Genomic DNA, 17,054 nt, shown 5'->3' on the forward strand with positions numbered 1-17,054 from the left:
CTTATCCCGGAGTCAGGGGCAGGTTGCTCACGTGTTACTCACCCGTTCGCCGCTCGTGTACCCCGAAGGGCCTTACCGCTCGACTTGCATGTGTTAAGCACGCCGCCAGCGTTCGTCCTGAGCCAGGATCAAACTCTCCATAAAGGTCTCACACCAAGCCGCAAGGGCTTGGAAACCTAGAAGCAATCCTGACCGAACCATGTCTGGCTCAATCAAAGGAACCTCGCACACTCTGCCGGTCTCACCGACCGGTTCGTGTGACGGGGCCAAAACAAACTTGGCTTAAAGAAAATCGAACACGCGCTGTTGAGTTCTCAAGAAGCAACCGCCCTTCCCGTACAAGCCCCGGACTCTCATCTTGATCCCGGTCGCTCTTCCGTGGAAGGCGTCTGCGTTTCCGCTTTGTTGTGTCTTCACTTTATCAGCGTTTCCGTGTCCCGCCAAACCGGCGTTTTCCGGAACCTTCTGGTTTTCCGTGAAGGCGTGTGCCTCTTTCGAGGCGACCCGTCCGAGTTTACATGGTCGAAGCAGTGCTTCGAACCGCTCACTTCGGAAGGGAGGTGGACCGGCCCGTCCGCTCCGATCCCTAAGGATCCGCGTCCGTCTCGCTCGGTCCTGGACAACACTACCCCCGTCGCGGAGTGCTCGTGACGCGTTTGCCGATACTTGCCCGTGTCGTGGCTTACAGCCAACGGACAAAAACGACGAAGGCCCACAGAACTCCCTCTGTGGGCCTCCGTAGAAGTCGATCGGACGAGTCGATCGGACGTCAGATCAAAGCTCCGGACGTCAGATCACAGCTCCCGGTCACGGCTTCCGGACGTCGGATCACAGCTTCTCGATCGGCGCGTACTTCACCATCAGGTCCTTCTCCCCGATGTCCGCGCCGAAGTCGATGCGGGCCTTGGTCCGGTCGCCCGTCCCCTCCACCAGCTGGACGCGCCCCATGCCGAACTTGTCGTGGTTGACCAGATCCCCCACGCTGAGCGTCGGTGCCTCCGCCTTGGCCTTGCTCCGGCCGAAGGTGCTGCCGAAGCCCGCACCGCCGAAGCCGCCCGAGCCGCCCGCCCCGCCGGACCCGCTCGACGAGCGCCCGCCACCACCAGTCCCCCGGCGCAGGGTCGGCGGCGCGCTCAGCACCGGGGAGTCCCCGCGCCGCCAGTCCACCAGCGACGACGGCACCTCGTCCAGGAACCGCGACGGCGGGTTGTACGACGGGCTCCCCCATGCGCTGCGCACGGCGGCGCGGCTCACGTACAGCAACCGCTCCGCACGGGTCAGCCCCACGTACGCCAGCCGGCGCTCCTCCTCCAGCTGGGTCTTGTCGCCCAGGGTCCGCATGTGCGGGAACACCCCGTCCTCCAGACCCGTCAGGAACACCACCGGGAACTCCAGCCCCTTGGCCGAGTGCAGGGTCATCAGCGTGACCACCCCGCCCTCGTCGTCGGCGTCCGGCAGCTGGTCGGTGTCGGCCACCAGGGAGATCCGCTCCAGGAAGTCCACCAGGGTCGGCTCGGCGCCCTCCTCGACGGCGGCCTCCGCCTCCTCCCCCTCCAGCGCGGCCTCGTCCTCCAGCAGCGCCGTGAAGGTGTTCTCGAACTCCCGCGCCACGTCCACGAACTCCTCCAGGTTCTCCACCCGGCTCTCGTCCTGGATGTCCTTGGACTCGGTGAGCTCGGACAGGTACCCGGTCTTGTCCAGGACCGCCTCCACCAGCTGCGAGGGGCTGGACCCCTCCACCGCCGCCGCCAGCTCGTCCAGCAGCGCGGTGAAGTTGCGGACCGCGTTCACCGAACGCGTCGCCATCGCCGGGACCTCGTCCACCCGGCGCAGCGCCTGGGCGAACGTGATGCGCTCGCGGGCCGCGAACAGCTCCAGCGACTCCTCGGCCCGGGCGCCGATGCCCCGTTTGGGCACGTTGATGATGCGGCGCAGGCTGACCGTGTCCTCGGGGTTGGCCAGGACCCGCAGGTAGGCGAGGACGTCGCGGATCTCCTTGCGCTCGTAGAAGCGCACCCCGCCGACGATCTTGTACGGCAGGCCCATGCGGATGAACACGTCCTCGAACACCCGGGACTGGGCGTTGGTCCGGTAGAACACCGCCACCTGGCTCGGGGTGATGGACCCGTCGTCGGTGAGTTGGTCGATCTCCCCCACCACGAACGCGGCCTCGTCGTGTTCGTTGTCGGCGACGTAGCCGACGATGGGCGTGCCCTCCCCCTGCTCGGACCACAGGTTCTTGGCGGGCCGGCCCTCGTTGCGCTCGATGACCGCGTTGGCCGCGGACAGGATCGTCTGGGTGGAGCGGTAGTTCTGCTCCAGCAGGATCGTGCGCGCGTTGGGGAAGTCGCGCTCGAACTCCAGGATGTTGCGGATGGTGGCGCCGCGGAACGCGTAGATGGACTGGTCCGCGTCGCCGACCACGCACAGCTCCGAGGGCGGGACGACCGGCGCCTCCTCCGCGACCCCGACGAGTTCGCGGATGAACGTGTACTGGGCGTGGTTGGTGTCCTGGTACTCGTCGACCATGACGTGCCGGAAGCGGCGCCGGTAGTGCTCGGCGACGTCGGGGAACATCTGGAGCAGGTTGACGGTGACCATGATCAGATCGTCGAAGTCCATGGCGCCGGCCTCGTGCAGGCGGCGCTGGTAGAGCTTGTAGGCCTCGGCGAGCTTCTTCTCCTGCTCGGTCTGGGCCTGCTCGGCGAACGTGTCGTAGTCGACCAGCTCGTTCTTGAGGTTGGAGATCTGCGCGGAGAACGACTTGGGCGGGAACCGCTTGGGGTCCAGGTCCATCTCCTTGCAGACCAGCTGCATGAGCCGCGCGGAGTCGGCGGAGTCGTAGATGGTGAACCCGCTCGGGTAGCCGAGGCGGTGGGCCTCCCGGCGCAGGATGCGCACGCACGCCGAGTGGAACGTCATGATCCACATGCTGGCGGCGGCGCGCGGGCCGAGCAGCGCCTGGATGCGTTCGCGCATCTCGGCGGCGGCCTTGTTGGTGAACGTGATCGCGAGGATCTCCCCGGGTCGCACGCCCCGGGCGGCCATCAGGTACGCGATGCGGTGGGTGAGGACACGGGTCTTGCCCGAACCGGCGCCCGCGACGATGAGGAGCGGGCCGCCGCCGTGGGTGACCGCCTCGCGCTGGGGACCGTTCAGACCTTCGAGAAGCTGCTCTTGGGAGGACACGGGTTCCAGGTTACGGCCGGTCGGCGACAGAGCCCGCCGTGTGCCGCGCGCCGTCCCCGGAGCACCCCGCCGCCCACCGCCCGACGCGTGCCGGGCCTCACCACCGGATCACCGCCCGTTCGCCACCCGATCGGACGTTCGTCCCGTTTAGGCTGGTTCTCTGACGTGGGGCCTTCGCATGGGCGGGGGCCGTCGCTTGTGTTCGGGGGTTTGTGTCATGCGCGTGTTCGTCGACTGTGATCCGGGAATCGACGACGCGGTCGCGCTCGCCTATCTGGCGGCGCGGCCGGAGGTGGAGATCGTCGGGGTCGGCGCGGTGTTCGGCAACGGCGGTGTGGAGGTGACGGCGGACAACGCGCTGCGCCTGCTGGAGCTGTACGGGCGTCCGGAGGTGCCGGTGGCGGTGGGCGCGTCCCGGCCGCTGGTGCAGGAGCCGCGGCTGGCGCCGCACGTCCACGGCGAGAACGGGCTGGGCGGGGTGGAGCTGCCCGCGCCGGCCAAGGCGCCGGTGCCGGAGAGCGCCGCGGAGCTGCTGGTGCGGCTGGCCCGCGAGTACCCCGGTGAGCTGGACGTGCTGGCGGTGGGCCCGCTGACGAACCTGGCGATCGCGCTGGGCCTGGAGCCGCGGCTGCCGGAGCTGGTGCGCAAACTGGTGGTGATGGGCGGCGCGGTGCGGGTGCCGGGCAACGTGTCCTCGCACGTGGAGGCCAACATCAACAACGACCCGGAGGCGGCCGAGGCGGTGTTCGCCGCCGGGTTCGACCTGGACCTGGTGGCGCTGGACATCACCATGGAGACGGTGGCCACGGGTGCGTGGCTGGAGGAGCTGAGGGCGGTGCCGGGGGTGCGGGCCGCGCGCACCTCGGAGTTCCTGGACTTCTACGCCGACTTCTACAAGGGCATCTTCGGGGTGCGCCAGTGCGCGATGCACGACCCGCTGGCGGCGGCGGTGCTGGTGGACCCGCACCTGGTGACGGAGGCCGTGGAGGCGCCGGTGCGGGTGGAGCTGTCGGGGTCGCTGACCCGCGGGATGACCGTGGCGGACCTGCGGCTGAGCCCGGGTCGGGACGAGCGCCGTCCGACCAGGATCATCACGGCGGTGGCCGGTGAGGAGTTCCTCGGCCGGATGCTCGACTCCCTGCGCTGACCGCGCTCCCCGGGGCCGTGTTCCAGCACGGCCCCGGGGCCGAAAGGGTCAGACCAGTCGGCGGGCGGTGGCCCAGCGGCTGAGCTCGTGCCGGTTGGAGAGCTGGAGCTTGCGCAGCACCGAGGACACGTGGGTCTCCACGGTCTTGACGGAGATGAACAGCTCCTTGGCCACCTCCTTGTAGGCGTAGCCCCGGGCGATGTGCCGCAGCACCTCGCGTTCGCGCTGGGTGAGGCGGTCCAGCTCGGGGTCCACCGGCGGGGCGTCGGTCGCCGAGAAGGCGTCCAGGACGAACCCGGCCAGGCGCGGGGAGAACACGGCGTCGCCGTCGGCGACGCGCACGATGGCGTCGGCGAGCTCCTTGCCGGAGATGGTCTTGGTGACGTAGCCGCGGGCGCCGCCGCGGACCACGCCGATCACGTCCTCGGCGGCGTCGGACACCGACAGCGCCAGGAAGCGGATCTGCGGGTGGCGGGCCAGGACGCGGCGCAGCACCTCCACGCCGCCCCCGCCGGGCAGGTGGACGTCGAGCAGGACGAGGTCGGGCTGCGCCCGCTCGATCACCTGCACGGCCGAGTCCACGTCGCCCGCCTCGCCGACCACGTCGACGGCGTCGCCGAGTTCGCCCCGGACCCCGCTGCGGAACAGGCGGTGGTCGTCCACGATCACGACGCGGGGTCGTGTGTCGCCGTCACTGAAGGTCGTGCTGCTGTCGTCTCCCACAACGGGAACTCTACCCACGGTGCGGCCCGCTCCACATCCCGGTCTCCCCTCCATCGCGCCTTTCCGGCGTGTCCGCAATGCCCTACGTGTGCCGGCAGTGCCCTACGTCCCGGGTCCCTACATCTCGGGGATGCGGGGCATGCGCAGCTGGACCTCGGTGCCCTCGCCCGGGGCGGTGCGGATGCGCGCGGACCCGCCGTGGCGGTCCATGCGGCCCAGGATGGAGCCGCGCACGCCCATGCGGTCCTCGGGGATGGCGTCGAGGTCGAACCCGGCGCCGCGGTCGCGCACGAACACCAGGACCTCCTCGGGTTCGACCTCCCCGAACACGGAGATGGTCTCGGTGCCCGCGTACTTGGAGGCGTTGACCATGGCCTCGCGGGCCGAGCGCAGCATGGCGTGCAGGCCGTCGTCCACCGGGCAGTCGCCGACGCACACCACCTCGATGGGGACGCCGTGCTCCTCCTCGACCTCGGCGGCGACGCGTTCCAGGGCCGGGGAGACGGTGGTCTCGGCGTCGGCGGGACGCTGGTAGAGCCAGCTGCGCAGGGCGCGCTCCTGCACCCGGGCCAGGCGCTGGACCTCGCGGGGGTCCTCGGCGCGGCGCTGGATGAGGGTGAGGGTGTGCAGCACGGAGTCGTGGATGTGGGCGGCCAGTTCGGCGCGTTCGGCGTTGCGGATGCGCTCGCGGCGTTCGGCGTCGCGTTCGCGGACCAGGCCGACGATCCACGGGGCGACGATGAGGGCGACCCCGGCGAGCAGGGTGAACGCGAAGGTCAGCCCGGCGCGGGCGTTCTGGAGCTGCTCCTGGAAGACGAGGAACCCGATGACGCCGACGACGACCAGGAGGATGCCGGCCCCGGCGCGCATGAGTCCCTTGCCGCGGCCGACGGTGCTGGTCATCCACTCGTCGCGCTGGCCGGGGTTGGCCTGCTGCCAGAGGATGACGGCGCCCAGGGTGCCGAACACCACGAACCACAGCAGCGGGTCGAAGACGCCGCCGAACAGCAGGAACAGGAAGCCGAGCCCGGCGGCCAGGCCGACGTAGGCGATGAGCTGGGAGATGTCGCGGCCCTTGCGGCGGCCGTCGGCGGCGCGCTCCTCGGCGCCGTCCCCGCGTTCGGTGCCCTCGCGTTCGGTGTCCTCGACGGGGACGAAGAAGAACAGGGCGACGTACACGGCGATGCCGATGCCGCCGACGGACAGGGCCATGAAAGCGAGGCGGACGACGACGGGGTCCACCCCCAGGTGGCGGGCGAGCCCCGCGGCGACACCGCCCAGCAGCCGCCCGTCGACCGCGCGGGTGAGCTTGGGGGTGGCGTCCGCGGCCGGGGTCACCCGGTCACCGCTTGCTTTGTCCATGGTCTCCGTCCGTGCGCGTGGCCGATCCGGGGCGCACGGGTGCCCCCCGTCGACTCCAGCATGCACCGGGCCGGGGGCGGCGGGCATCGGGGTGGAGCCCCCGGATGTGCCGGGGCGGGCGGTCAGGGTGGGGTCAGGGTCGTCCCGGATTCCCCTGCTCACCGCTTTCGAGTGACCATGGGTGTGTGAGGAGAGTGCGGTGAGCGACCATGACTGAGGATTCGGCCCCCACGGGATCCGACGCGCCCGCGGCGGAGACGGTTCCCGCCCCCGGGCGGGAGCTGCGCAAGGCGGACGAGGAGCGGGTCCTGGCCGGTGTGTGCGCCGGGCTGGGGCGTTACACGGGGCTCGACCCTGTGGTGTGGCGGGCGGCGTTCGCGCTGACCGCGTTCGCCGGGGGCACCGGTGTGCTGCTGTACCTCGTGGCGTGGATGCTCATGCGGGACGCGCGGGGCGGGCCGGCGACGATCGAGCAGATGCTGAACCGGAGCATCGCACCGCAGGCGGTGCTGAAGCTTCTCGCGGTGGGGCTGGCGGTGGCGACGGCGTTCAGCCTGGTGGGGGGTTTCGGCTGGTCGACTCTGGTGCTGGCGGTGCCGCTGGTGCTGGGGGTGCTGGTGGCGCGTGGCCGCGGGGTGGACCTGCGGGCGGCGTTCACGGGCCTGGGCGAGGAGCTGCGGGCCAAGGCGCCGCCGCCGGAGACTCCGGTGGCCGGTCCGAGCCCGAGCTACTACAACCCGGCGCAGCCGTGGGCGTCGGCGCCCGCGGGGCCGGTGGACCTGGCGGTGGTGGCCGAGCGGACGCTACACGGCGACCGCTCGGGCGGCGGGGACGCGGACACCGATGACGAGAACGGCGACGAGGGCCCCGGTGACGGGGACGGCGGCCCCGGGCACGACTGCAAGAAGCAGAAGTCCGGGCGCGGGGTGCCGCTGGCGGTGATGGCGCTGTGGACGACGCTGGCCGCCGCGGTGGTGGCGCCGATCCTGGTGTTCGGCGGCGCCGAGGCGTCGGTGTGGAGCATCGACACGCTGCGCCTGCTGCTGGGCCCCGAGACCGGGGTGTACTTCCTGGCCGGGGCGCTGGGGCTGGTCGGCCTGCTGGGCGTGGTGGGCACGTGGGCGGGCAACCCGCGGGGGCTGGGCTTCCTGGGCCTGCTGCTGACGGCGGGGCTGGTGCTGGTGTCCACGACGGACGTGACCAAGGTGCGGATCGGCGAGGACGTGTGGCGGCCGACCACGGTCGCGGAGGCGGAGGCCGGTGGCGCGCCCCGGTTCACGGTGGGCGACCTCACGGTGGACCTGACCGCGATCGAGGACCTGGAGCCCGGGGAGACCGTGGACGTGCGGGCGGAGATCGGCCGGGGGCGGTTGCTCCTGCTGCTGCCCGACGACGCCCGGGTGGAGGTGACCGCGAACGTCGGCCTCGGGGTGCTGGACTCGTACGTGTCGACGGAGAGGAACAAGGAGGACGGGTCCGAGCAGATCGGTGTCACCCGGGAGTTGAGCGAGGTGTTCGAGCCGGTCGGCGGGGCAGGGGACGACGAGGTCCCCCTGATCAGAGTGGGGACCGATGTCCGCGTCGGGATTGTGGAGGTACAGCATGGCGAAGCGTAGAACCGACTGGGGGTCGCTGATCGCGGGGCTGCTGTTCCTCGGGCTGGCGGTCGCGTTCGTCGTGCGGGGCACCGGGGAGTGGGAGTTCGGTGCCTGGTGGGCGGTTCCGGTGGTGCTGGTGGGGCTGGTCCTGGCCGGTGTGGTGCGCGCGGTGCAGCGTTCGCGGGCCCGGGCGCGCGAACGCGCCGAGGCGGCCCGGGGCGCCGTCCCCGACGGGGGTGGGAACGGCGGCCTGCCCCAGGGGTGAGGCCACAACGGTGAGGGGGCGCGGCGGATGCCGCGCCCTCTCTCGTATGCCCGTCGTACGGCGCCGGTCGGCCACCCCCGGCAGGCCGCCCGTCGTAGGCCCGACGGTCGGCCGTCCGCGGGCGGGCGGCGTCAGGCTTGTACGCCCGACGGTCGGCCGTCCGTGGGGACCGTGCCCGGCGACGGCCGCGGAGTCCTCACCCGCGAAGAATCGCTCCCTGGCGGTTCTCCCGGGTCGGCCGTCCACGGACGGGCGGTGCCCGATGACGGCCGCGGAGTCCTCACCCGCGAGGACGCTCCCCTCACCGTTATCCCAGGTCGGCCGTCCGTGGGCGGGCGGTGCTCGGCGATGGCCGCAGAGTCCTCACCCGCGAGGACGCTCCCCTCACCGTTATCCCAGGTCGGCCGTCCGTGGGCGGGCGGTGCTCGGCGATGGCCGCAGAGTCCTCACCCGCGAAGGATCGCCCCCTCGCGGTTCTGCCGGATCAGCCGTCCACGGGCGGGCGGTGCTCGGCGATGGCCGCGAAGTCCTCCACCCGCAGGGCCTCGCCCCGGGCGCCCGGGTCGACGCCCGCGGCGCGCAGCGCCTGCTCGGCGGCCGGGGCCGACCCGGCCCAGCCGGCCAGGGCGGCGCGCAGGGTCTTGCGGCGCTGGGCGAAGGCGGCGTCGATCACCTTGAAGACCTCCTCGCGGGTGGCCTTCGTCTCGGGCGGGGTGCGGCGGATCAGCTCCACCAGCCCCGAATCGACGTTGGGGGCGGGCCAGAACACGTTGCGGCCCACCGCCCCGGCCCGGCGGGCCGCGGCGTACCAGGCGACCTTGGCCGAGGGCACCCCGTAGATGCGGCCGCCCGGGGTGGCGGTGATCCGGTCGGCGACCTCCGCCTGCACCATCACCAGGACCCGCTCCAGGCTCGGCAGCAGTTCGAGCAGGTGGAGCAGGACGGGGACGGACACGTTGTAGGGCAGGTTGGCGACCAGCGCGGTGGGGGCGGGGCCGGGCACCTCGGCGACGCGCATCGCGTCGTCGCGCACGACGGTGAGCCGGTCGGCGAGCTCGGGCGCGTGCTCGGCGACGGTGGCGGGCAGGGCCTGGGCGAGCACCGGGTCGATCTCGATGGCGGTGACCCGGCGCACGTGCGGGAGCAGCGCCAGGGTCAGCGAGCCCAGGCCCGGCCCGACCTCGACCACGACGTCGTCCTCGCCGACCCCCGCGACCCGGACGATGCGGCGCACGGTGCCGTGGTCGATGACGAAGTTCTGCCCGAGGGTCTTGGTGGGCCGGACTCCGAGCCGCTCGGCGAGGACCCGCACGTCGGCGGGGGTGAGCAGGCGGGATCGGTCGTCGGGTGCGGGTGTCTGTGTCACCCCCACATCTTGCCAGCCCGCCGCCACCGGAAATGGTCTCCGCTCACTCGAAGAGGTGGACCCCGCAGTGCGGCCACTGGCTCTGCCAGTTCCCGCCGACCGCGTTGTAGAGCTGCTGGGCGCGCTGGGTCTGCTCCTGGGCGCTGGCCTCGGAGGGCAGTCCGGTGCCGCCGACCGAGTTCCAGGTCGGGATGCTGAACTGGTAGAGGCCGTAGTAGCCGCCCGCGGAGTTGACGGCGGCCGGGTTTCCGCCGGACTCGCACTGGGCGAGGCCCGCCCAGTTGAGGGAGCCGGCCGCGCCGCCGCCCGCCGGGGGTGTGCCCGCCGGCGCCTTGGTGCCGATCTCCACGACGCCCTCGACGGGCTCGGTGACGATCTCCTCCTCCAGCACCTTCTCCACCTCCTCGCCGTGGTGCAGGACGGTGGCGGTGGTCACGCGTTTGAGGCCGTCCCGGGGTTCGGTGACGACCTCGCGCTCGCCCTCGGGGCGGTCGGGGTTCTCGCGTTCGGTGGTCCCGGCCTCGATGGGGACCTCCTCGGTGACGGGCGCGCCCAGGACCGGGGTGATCCGGACGGTCATGTCGGGGGTGGCGGGCTCGTCGGCGGCCGGGGACACGAGGTCGTGTTCGCCGGGGTCGACCCCGGCGGCGGCCAGGACGTCGGCGACGGTCTCCCCGGTGGAGCGGGTCTCGGTGCGGACGGTGTCGCGCAGGACGACCATGCGCGGGGCGCGTTCGGCGGTGACGGTGAGCCCGTCGGCGGGGATGGGGGTGTCGTGCTCGGCGGAGAGGGACACAGCGTCGGGGTCCAGGCCGAGCTGGTGCAGGGCCTCGCCCAGGGTGGCGGCGTTGACGCTGCCGGCCAGGGGGTGGCCGTCGAGTTCGACGGTGAGGTCGCGCGGGGAGCGGACCAGGACGTGCTCGCCGGAGGCGACGGGGCTGTCGGGGGCGGGGGCGACGAGGTCGCCGTCGGCGGGGGTGACGCCAGCGGCGTCGAGGGCGTCGGCGACGGTGCCGCCGAAGGTGTGAACGGTGTGCTCGGTGCCGTTGACGTCCACGACGACGGCCCGGTGGGCGGCCAGGGCGGTGCCGCCGGCGGTGAGGGCGAGGAGTAGGGCACCGGCGGCGAGCAGGGGCGGCGGCACCCGGGGGCGGGCGCGGCGGCGGCCGCGGGAACGGCGCGGGGCGGTGGTCCTACGGGGCATGGCGGTTCCTGGGATCACGCGGAGGAAATGGGATGTCCGGGGGCATGAGCGGGCACTCCCGGTTCTTCGGGCGGCGGCGTCGCGGCAGGTCGCGGCGGTTCACGCGGCCCGATGGGCATCGGCCACATTAGCACTGGGCCATTGTTCTATTTTTGAGCTCACCGAAAAAAGAAGGCGTCCGAAAATAGAAAAGCGGCCTTTATCCCATTTCTCGACTTTTACCCTGAGCGAACGCCCCGGGGTGCCACCCTGGTGCCGCATCCACCGACCCGGCAGAATGAACCCGAACGCCGTTCTAATCCACCCCCTCATGGAGGCCGCGCACATGGGACCCCTCAACGGAATCCGCGTCGTCGAGTTCACCGGCATCGGACCGGCGCCGATGGCCGCCATGCTCCTGGCCGACCTGGGCGCCGACGTCATCCGCCTGGACCGCCCGCAGGCCGCCGAGGCGGTGAACGCCGGACTCCCCGGCCCGCACATGAGCGAGGGCCGCACCGTGCTGGGCGCCGACCTGAAGTCCGAGGAGGGCCGCGCCCTGGCCCGCGACCTCGTCGAACGCGCCGACGTCCTGCTGGAGGGGTTCCGCCCCGGCGTCATGGAGCGGCTGGGCCTGGGTCCCGATGCCTGCCTGGAGCTCAACCCCCGCCTGGTCTACGCCCGCGTCACCGGCTGGGGCCAGGACGGGCCGCTGGCCCGGGCGGCCGGACACGACATGAACTACATCTCCGTCAACGGCGCCCTGCACGCCATCGGCCGCGCGGGCGGTCCGCCGGTCCCGCCGGTCAACCTGCTCGGGGACTTCGCGGGCGGCACCATGTTCACGGTCACCGGCATCCTGGCCGCCCTGGTCGAACGCGGCACCTCCGGCCGCGGGCAGGTCGTGGACGCCGCCATGGTCGACGGGTCGGCGCTGCTGATGTCGATGGTCCACGAGGACCGGGCGCGCGGGTCCTGGACCGACGAGCGCGGCACGAACTACCTGGACACCGGCGCCCCCTGGTACGACGTCTACGAGTGCGCCGACGGCCGGCACGTGTCCGTGGGCTGCATCGAGCCGCAGTTCTACGCCGCGTTCCTGGCGGGCACCGGGCTGGACGGGGCGGACCTGCCCGACCAGTGGGACCGCTCGGGCTGGCCGGTGCTGCGGGAGCGGTTCGCCGAGGTGCTGCGCACCCGCGGCCGGGACGAGTGGGCGGCGGTGTTCGAGGGCGTGGACGCGTGTGTGATGCCGGTGCTGTCCCTGGAGGAGGCGCCCGACCACCCGCACGTGCGCGAACGGGGCACCCTGGTCCGCGAGGGGGACCGGGTGGTCCCGGGCCCGGCTCCGCGCTTCTCGCGCACGCCGGGCGGGGTGACCCGGGGGCGGCCGCAGCCGGACACCGCCGAGGTCCTCAAGGGGTGGGGCCTGGGCGGCTGAACCGGTCCGTCCGGTATCCGGCCCCCGGGCCTGCGGGAACAGGAGTCCCCGGGCGGATTCGGACGGGTCGGGCGAGTATCCCCCGATGGGCGATCGGGGATCGCTAGGGTGGCGAACTCAAGGCCGAGCGCGCGACGGGGGGTCCGCGATGCCACGACGGTTCGTCAGGGCGGTGTCGGCACATCGGGGGACGGCCGGCGCCGCGGGGGCGGCGCACCGCAGGGCGGTCGGCACCGTACTGGCGCGCTGGTGCGCGTCGGCGGTGGCGGTCGCCGCCCTGCTGTGCGCCGCCCCGGCCTCGTGGGCGGACCCGGGACCGACCGCCGCAGGAGGCGCCGCAGCCGCGGAGGCACCCTCCCGGCAGCCGGACGTGCCGGGCCCGGGCGAGGAACCCCTGGTGCTGGTGGGGGTGCCGGGCCTGCTGTGGGAGGACATCACCCCCGAGCACACGCCCACCCTGTGGGAGATGGCGGAGCGGTCGGCCACCGGCAACGTGTCGATCCGCACCGCCACCTCGCGCACCTGCCCCACCGACGGGTGGCTGTCGGTGTCGGCGGGCAACCGCGCCCTGGCCGCGCGGGAGGACTTCGGGGTGTGCGAGCCCGCGCCCGAGCCCGAGCGCACCGGGTCCGGCGCGGTCGTCCCCGGGTTCGACTCCTACGTGCGCCAGAACGCCCGATCGAACTTCGCGGCGCCGGTCGGGCTGCTCGGCGACACCGTGCACCGGTACGGCGGGTCCACCCTGGCCGTCGGCCCCGGGGCGGCGCTGGGCGTCGCCGACCGGGACGGGCGGGTCGACCACTACCTGGCGGGGGTGCGCGACCTCGACGCCCAGCGCCTGGAGGGCGTGACCCTGGCCGCGGTGGAGCTGCCCGACCTCACCCGGCTGTACCCGGAGGAGGACCCGTTCTCCGCCGACCCCGACGGCCCCGACCGGGACGACGTCCCGCAGGTGGACCGGGAGGAGGCGCTGGAGACGCTGGACGGGCGGCTGCGCACGCTCATCGCGATGCTGCCCACCGGGTCCTCGCTCACGGTGGTGGGCGTGGCCATGGACAGCGGCCCGTCCCAGCTGACCGCGGCGCTGAGCGCGCAGGTGGCGCAGGAGGGCCCGGCCGGGCCGATCGGGTTCCTGGCCTCGGAGTCCACCCGGCGGCGGGGGCTGGTGGTGCTCACCGACGTCACCGCCACCGTGCTGGCCGAGCTGCGGATGGACCCGCAGGCGGCGGTGTCGGGGCGGGCCTGGCACGTGGCGGCGCGGCCCGCGGACACCGGGGAGGCCGTGCAGCGGCTGATGGACTTCAACACGGCCGCCGTGGTGGTCGGGGCGTCCATCCCCGGGTTCTTCAGCGGGCTGGTGGCGGTGCAGCTGCTCATCTACGCGGCCGCCGCCTACGCCCTGCACCGCTACTCCGACGGCCAGCGCGGCAAGCGCGTCCTGGTGCTGTCGGTGACCCGGATCGTGGCCCTGGCCGGGGCGGCGTTCCCGGTCGCCAGCTACCTGGCCAACCTCATCCCGTGGTGGGCGGCCCAGTCGCCGCCCACGGCGCTGCTGCTGTGCGTGCTGGCGGCGGACGCGCTGGTGGTGGCGCTGGCGGTGGCCGGGCCGTGGCGGCGCACGATCCTGGGGCCGATGACGGTGGTGGCGGGGGCGACCACGGCGGTGCTGTTCGTCGACCTGTGCTTCGGCGCGCATTTGCAGATGAACTCGCCCACCGGCTACTCGCCGATCGTCGGCGGCCGGTTCTACGGGATCGGCAACATCGCGTTCGCGACGTTCGCCACCGGCATGCTCATGACGGTGGCCGGGATCGCGCACGGGCTCATCGGGCGGGGGCGCCGGCGCGCCGCCGTGGTGGTGGCCCTGGTGGTGGGGGCGGCGTCGGTGGCGATCATCGGCTGGCCGGGCCTGGGCACCGACTTCGGCGGGGTGATCGCCCTGGTGCCGGGGCTGGCGGTGACGGCGATGATGATCGCGGGGGTGCGGGTGACGTTCCTGCGGCTGACGGGGGTGGTCGCGGCGGCGGTCGCGGCGATCACCCTGCTGTCGTGGCTGGACTACCTGCGCCCGCCGCAGGAGCGCAGCCACTTCGGGGCGTTCGCCGCGCAGGTGCTCGACGGGGAGGCGGGCACGGTGGTGGCCCGCAAGCTGGGGGCGATGCTGGGCACGCTGGGCAACTGGCAGCTGACCCTGCTGGCGGCCTGCGCGCTGGTGTTCCTGTTCGCGGTGCTCTACCGGCCCACCAACTGGCGGATCGGCGCCCTACAGCGGGCCTACGAGTACGCGCCGACGCTGCGGGCCGGGCTGACCGGGTCGCTGGTGACCGCGCTGGTGGGGTTCGCCGTCAACGACTCGGGGGTGGCGATCCCGGCGATCGCGCTGACGATCGCGGTCCCGCTCACCCTGTCGGCGTGTGTGTGGGCGCTGGAGCAGGAGGACGAGGATCCCGAGCCGGACCCCGAACCCACCGAGAACGCCCACTGCCTGTGACGCTTACCTCATCGTCGCCACGCGGCGCAAACGGCGACGAACACGACCTTGCGTCGCTCACGTCACGAATCGGCCACGGCACTGTGGTAAAGTCCGAGGCTGAGCGGCCGATGCAAGGGACAGCCGGTACCCCGTGGGGACCGGGCGGTCACCGTCTCCCGAAGATCCCGGCCACCGATCCGGCCGCCGCACCTCCCCCAGGGAGGGAATGACCGCCCCCTGGGGCGGGTTCTTGTTGTCGTGAGGGGCGCGGGAGTCGCCCGGCACGGCACGCCGCCGTTCTCCGATCCCGGTGTCCCGTGGACCGCCGAGGGAACTTCCGGACCGCACTCGGACGTTCCCAGGGTGGCCGCGTTCCGCGCAGGCCCCCGTGGCGAAGGAGAAGGCGTCACATCCCCGGCCCCGAATCACCGGGGCGGCACACGAGGACACGATGAACCACCAGCTTGGCTACCGCGGTAACGCACTGAACGTACCGGTCGACGCCCGCGCCCGGCGCGGGATGCGGCCCGCCTCGCCGATGCGGCGGGCACGCCCCGATCACGCCGGAGTCGCCATGCCCGCACTGACCATCTCGTCCACCCTGCACGACGGCGGGCGGGTCCTCGCCCTGGACGGCGAGATCGACCTGGCCACCGAGTCCCGGTTCCAGGACGCGGTCACCGAGGCGCTCATCACCCAGCCGAGCGGGCGCGTCGTCCTGGACTGCACCGACCTGCGCTTCATCGACTCCAGCGGGCTGCGGGTGCTCATCCGCGCCCACCGCACCGCCCGGGAGCAGCAGGCGGTGCTGGCGATCGCCTCGCCGATCCAGCGGGTGATGCAGACCCTGCGGATCACCGCCCTGGACACCCGCATCCCGGTGTTCGGGAGCGTCCCCGAGGCGCTGGCCGCGCCGCGGGTCGACAGTAACTGACGTTCCCGTGGCCGCCACCGGCCACGACCGAGGGGCACGACCCGGGAGGTCGCGCCCCTTTCCGTTGTCCGCGGGCTCCGTGCCCGCCGGGGCACGGGTCACACGGGTCAGTCGATGAGCAGCATCCACACGCCCAGGCCGGTGACGCCCAGGTTGACCAGGCCGAACACGACCACCCACAGGGTGCCGGGCAGGCCGGTGAGCCGGGCCAGCTGGTCGGCGTCGGAGTGCGGGGAGGGCTGGCGGACGCGCTGGCGCTGGAGCTCGAACACCGGCCGGATGCCGGCGAACAGCAGGAACCAGATGAACAGGTAGGCGAAGGCCGCCTGGACCTCGCTGGGGGTGAACCAGCTGATCCCGAACACGACCGCGCCGGTGCCCACCACCGAGAGCACGCCGTAGAGGTTGCGGATCATCAGGAGCATCGCGGCCAGCACCACCAGGCTCAGCCACAGCAGCGCGGTGATGTGGTCGGTCATGAGCACGACGATGCCGAGCAGGCCGATGACCGACGAGGCGATGTACCCGGAGAAGACCGTGAGGATCATGCCGATGCCGGTCGGCTTGCCGCGCGAGACGGTGACACCGGAGGTGTCGGAGTGCAGGCGGATCGCGGTGAGCTGGCGTCCGCTGAGCAGCGCCACCAGGGCGTGGCCGCCCTCGTGGGCGATGGTGACGACGTTGCGGGCGATCCGCCACACGGGGTTGAGCAGGACGGCGGCCAGGGCCAGGACCGCGGCGCCGACGATGATCCACTGCTCCGGTTCGGGTTGGGTGGTCAGCACCTCCTGCCAGACGTCACCGAAGGTCGTTTCCACCAGTGGTCCCCCAACTGCGTCTCGACGGCTCCCCGGGCCCGGGCGGGCGCGGGGCATTGCCCGACTCTAGCGATCCGCCGGGACGGGGCCGAACGGCGCGGATCGGTGCAGAAGGTGGGACGGTCGCGGCGGGGCGGTGGTTCGTCCCGGCGACCGAATGCGAAGGACAAAGAGGGGCGTACTCCGCTTTCCGTCGGTGTTGTGCACCGAACCGGTGCGATGAACTGGCCAAACCTCCCGGAGAGACCTACAGTCGCAACCGTTGGTTATCAACCAACTACCAAAAGTGAGGATGTTTCGTGAAGCGGATCGCTGGAATCACCCTGATGACGCTCGCCGCCGGTGCGGCCCTCGGTTTCACCGCGGCGCCCGCCTCGGCCGGCGGCCACGAGGGCTACCACGGCTACCACGGGCACGAGCACGTGCGTTCGACCCTGTTCCAGGGCCACCACGGCTACAGCGGCCATGACCACGGCGGCGACTGGGGCGACGACGACTGGGGCTACGGCTACTATTAGGCCGCCGATACTCCGCGAGCACGACGGCGCGGCCCCG

General features: G+C 72.5%; 13 protein-coding genes and 1 rRNA gene. 7 read left to right on the forward strand and 7 right to left on the reverse strand.

Annotated features, from left to right (window positions below):
• Positions 1-144 (reverse strand): 16S ribosomal RNA (locus ACJOT3_RS21615); the annotation flags it as partial.
• 684 nt (positions 145-828) lie between these two features.
• Positions 829-3,189: a DNA helicase PcrA gene (gene pcrA / locus ACJOT3_RS21620; RefSeq protein WP_406974897.1), complete on the reverse strand. Its 2,361-nt coding sequence runs from the start codon at positions 3,187-3,189 to the stop codon at positions 829-831.
• 217 nt (positions 3,190-3,406) lie between these two features.
• Between pcrA and ACJOT3_RS21625 the strand changes: the two genes are divergently transcribed.
• The gene (locus ACJOT3_RS21625) at positions 3,407-4,336 is read left to right on the forward strand and encodes a nucleoside hydrolase (protein ID WP_406974898.1); all 930 of its coding nucleotides are present in this window, start codon (positions 3,407-3,409) and stop codon (positions 4,334-4,336) included.
• Between the two features lie 48 nt (positions 4,337-4,384).
• Here ACJOT3_RS21625 and ACJOT3_RS21630 read toward each other — a convergent pair whose 3' ends face one another.
• A complete protein-coding gene (locus tag ACJOT3_RS21630) occupies positions 4,385-5,005 on the reverse strand; it encodes a response regulator (RefSeq protein WP_406974908.1) in 621 nt (206 codons plus the stop codon).
• 171 nt (positions 5,006-5,176) lie between these two features.
• The gene (locus ACJOT3_RS21635) at positions 5,177-6,421 is read right to left on the reverse strand and encodes an ATP-binding protein (protein WP_406974899.1); all 1,245 of its coding nucleotides are present in this window, start codon (positions 6,419-6,421) and stop codon (positions 5,177-5,179) included.
• 209 nt (positions 6,422-6,630) lie between these two features.
• On the opposite strand from ACJOT3_RS21635, the gene ACJOT3_RS21640 reads away from it, so the two are divergent.
• Together ACJOT3_RS21640 and ACJOT3_RS21645 are read left to right on the forward strand one after the other, a co-directional pair.
• Positions 6,631-8,037 (forward strand): PspC domain-containing protein, encoded by a 1,407-nt coding sequence (locus ACJOT3_RS21640; RefSeq protein WP_406974900.1) that lies wholly within the window; start codon positions 6,631-6,633, stop codon positions 8,035-8,037.
• On the forward strand, positions 8,024-8,284 hold the full coding sequence (locus tag ACJOT3_RS21645; RefSeq protein WP_406974901.1) for a hypothetical protein: 261 nt from the start codon (positions 8,024-8,026) through the stop codon (positions 8,282-8,284). The genes ACJOT3_RS21640 and ACJOT3_RS21645 overlap by 14 nt, the downstream gene beginning before the upstream one ends.
• Before the next feature lie 484 nt (positions 8,285-8,768).
• On the opposite strand, the gene rsmA is transcribed toward ACJOT3_RS21645, so the two are convergent.
• Positions 8,769-9,656, reverse strand: a complete 888-nt coding sequence (gene rsmA, locus ACJOT3_RS21650; protein WP_406974902.1) for a 16S rRNA (adenine(1518)-N(6)/adenine(1519)-N(6))-dimethyltransferase RsmA — start codon at positions 9,654-9,656, stop codon at positions 8,769-8,771.
• 37 nt (positions 9,657-9,693) lie between these two features.
• Complete coding sequence (locus tag ACJOT3_RS21655; protein ID WP_406974903.1) at positions 9,694-10,854, reverse strand: resuscitation-promoting factor; 1,161 nt, start codon at positions 10,852-10,854, stop codon at positions 9,694-9,696.
• Positions 10,855-11,179: 325 nt separating this feature from the next.
• On the opposite strand from ACJOT3_RS21655, the gene ACJOT3_RS21660 reads away from it, so the two are divergent.
• From ACJOT3_RS21660 to ACJOT3_RS21670, 3 genes are all read left to right on the forward strand, one after another.
• Positions 11,180-12,274, forward strand: coding sequence for a CaiB/BaiF CoA transferase family protein (locus ACJOT3_RS21660; protein ID WP_406974904.1), 1,095 nt, complete (start codon positions 11,180-11,182; stop codon positions 12,272-12,274).
• A gap of 148 nt (positions 12,275-12,422) precedes the next feature.
• Complete coding sequence (locus ACJOT3_RS21665) at positions 12,423-14,765, forward strand: hypothetical protein (protein WP_406974905.1); 2,343 nt, start codon at positions 12,423-12,425, stop codon at positions 14,763-14,765.
• Positions 14,766-15,321: 556 nt separating this feature from the next.
• Positions 15,322-15,681 (forward strand): STAS domain-containing protein, encoded by a 360-nt coding sequence (locus tag ACJOT3_RS21670; RefSeq protein WP_406974909.1) that lies wholly within the window; start codon positions 15,322-15,324, stop codon positions 15,679-15,681.
• A gap of 107 nt (positions 15,682-15,788) precedes the next feature.
• On the opposite strand, the gene ACJOT3_RS21675 is transcribed toward ACJOT3_RS21670, so the two are convergent.
• Positions 15,789-16,499, reverse strand: coding sequence for a M50 family metallopeptidase (locus ACJOT3_RS21675; RefSeq protein ID WP_406974906.1), 711 nt, complete (start codon positions 16,497-16,499; stop codon positions 15,789-15,791).
• 299 nt (positions 16,500-16,798) lie between these two features.
• Here ACJOT3_RS21675 and ACJOT3_RS21680 point away from each other — a divergent pair, with 299 nt between their 5' ends.
• On the forward strand, positions 16,799-17,017 hold the full coding sequence (locus tag ACJOT3_RS21680) for a hypothetical protein (RefSeq protein ID WP_406974907.1): 219 nt from the start codon (positions 16,799-16,801) through the stop codon (positions 17,015-17,017).
• Positions 17,018-17,054 lie beyond the last annotated feature (37 nt).

The organism is Nocardiopsis protaetiae (genome assembly GCF_045446735.1).
Lineage (GTDB): Bacteria > Actinomycetota > Actinomycetes > Streptosporangiales > Streptosporangiaceae > Nocardiopsis > Nocardiopsis protaetiae.

Bases quoted from the DNA above. Each gene is read 5' to 3' on its own strand.
- ACJOT3_RS21625 (WP_406974898.1), top strand. From the start codon at position 3,407: ATGCGCGTGTTCGTCGACTGTGATCCGGGAATCGACGACGCGGTCGCG.
- ACJOT3_RS21635 (WP_406974899.1), bottom strand. From the start codon at position 6,421: ATGGACAAAGCAAGCGGTGACCGGGTGACCCCGGCCGCGGACGCCACC.
- ACJOT3_RS21640 (WP_406974900.1), top strand. From the start codon at position 6,631: ATGACTGAGGATTCGGCCCCCACGGGATCCGACGCGCCCGCGGCGGAG.
- ACJOT3_RS21645 (WP_406974901.1), top strand. From the start codon at position 8,024: ATGGCGAAGCGTAGAACCGACTGGGGGTCGCTGATCGCGGGGCTGCTG.
- ACJOT3_RS21655 (WP_406974903.1), bottom strand. From the start codon at position 10,854: ATGCCCCGTAGGACCACCGCCCCGCGCCGTTCCCGCGGCCGCCGCCGC.
- ACJOT3_RS21660 (WP_406974904.1), top strand. From the start codon at position 11,180: ATGGGACCCCTCAACGGAATCCGCGTCGTCGAGTTCACCGGCATCGGA.
- ACJOT3_RS21665 (WP_406974905.1), top strand. From the start codon at position 12,423: ATGCCACGACGGTTCGTCAGGGCGGTGTCGGCACATCGGGGGACGGCC.
- ACJOT3_RS21670 (WP_406974909.1), top strand. From the start codon at position 15,322: ATGCCCGCACTGACCATCTCGTCCACCCTGCACGACGGCGGGCGGGTC.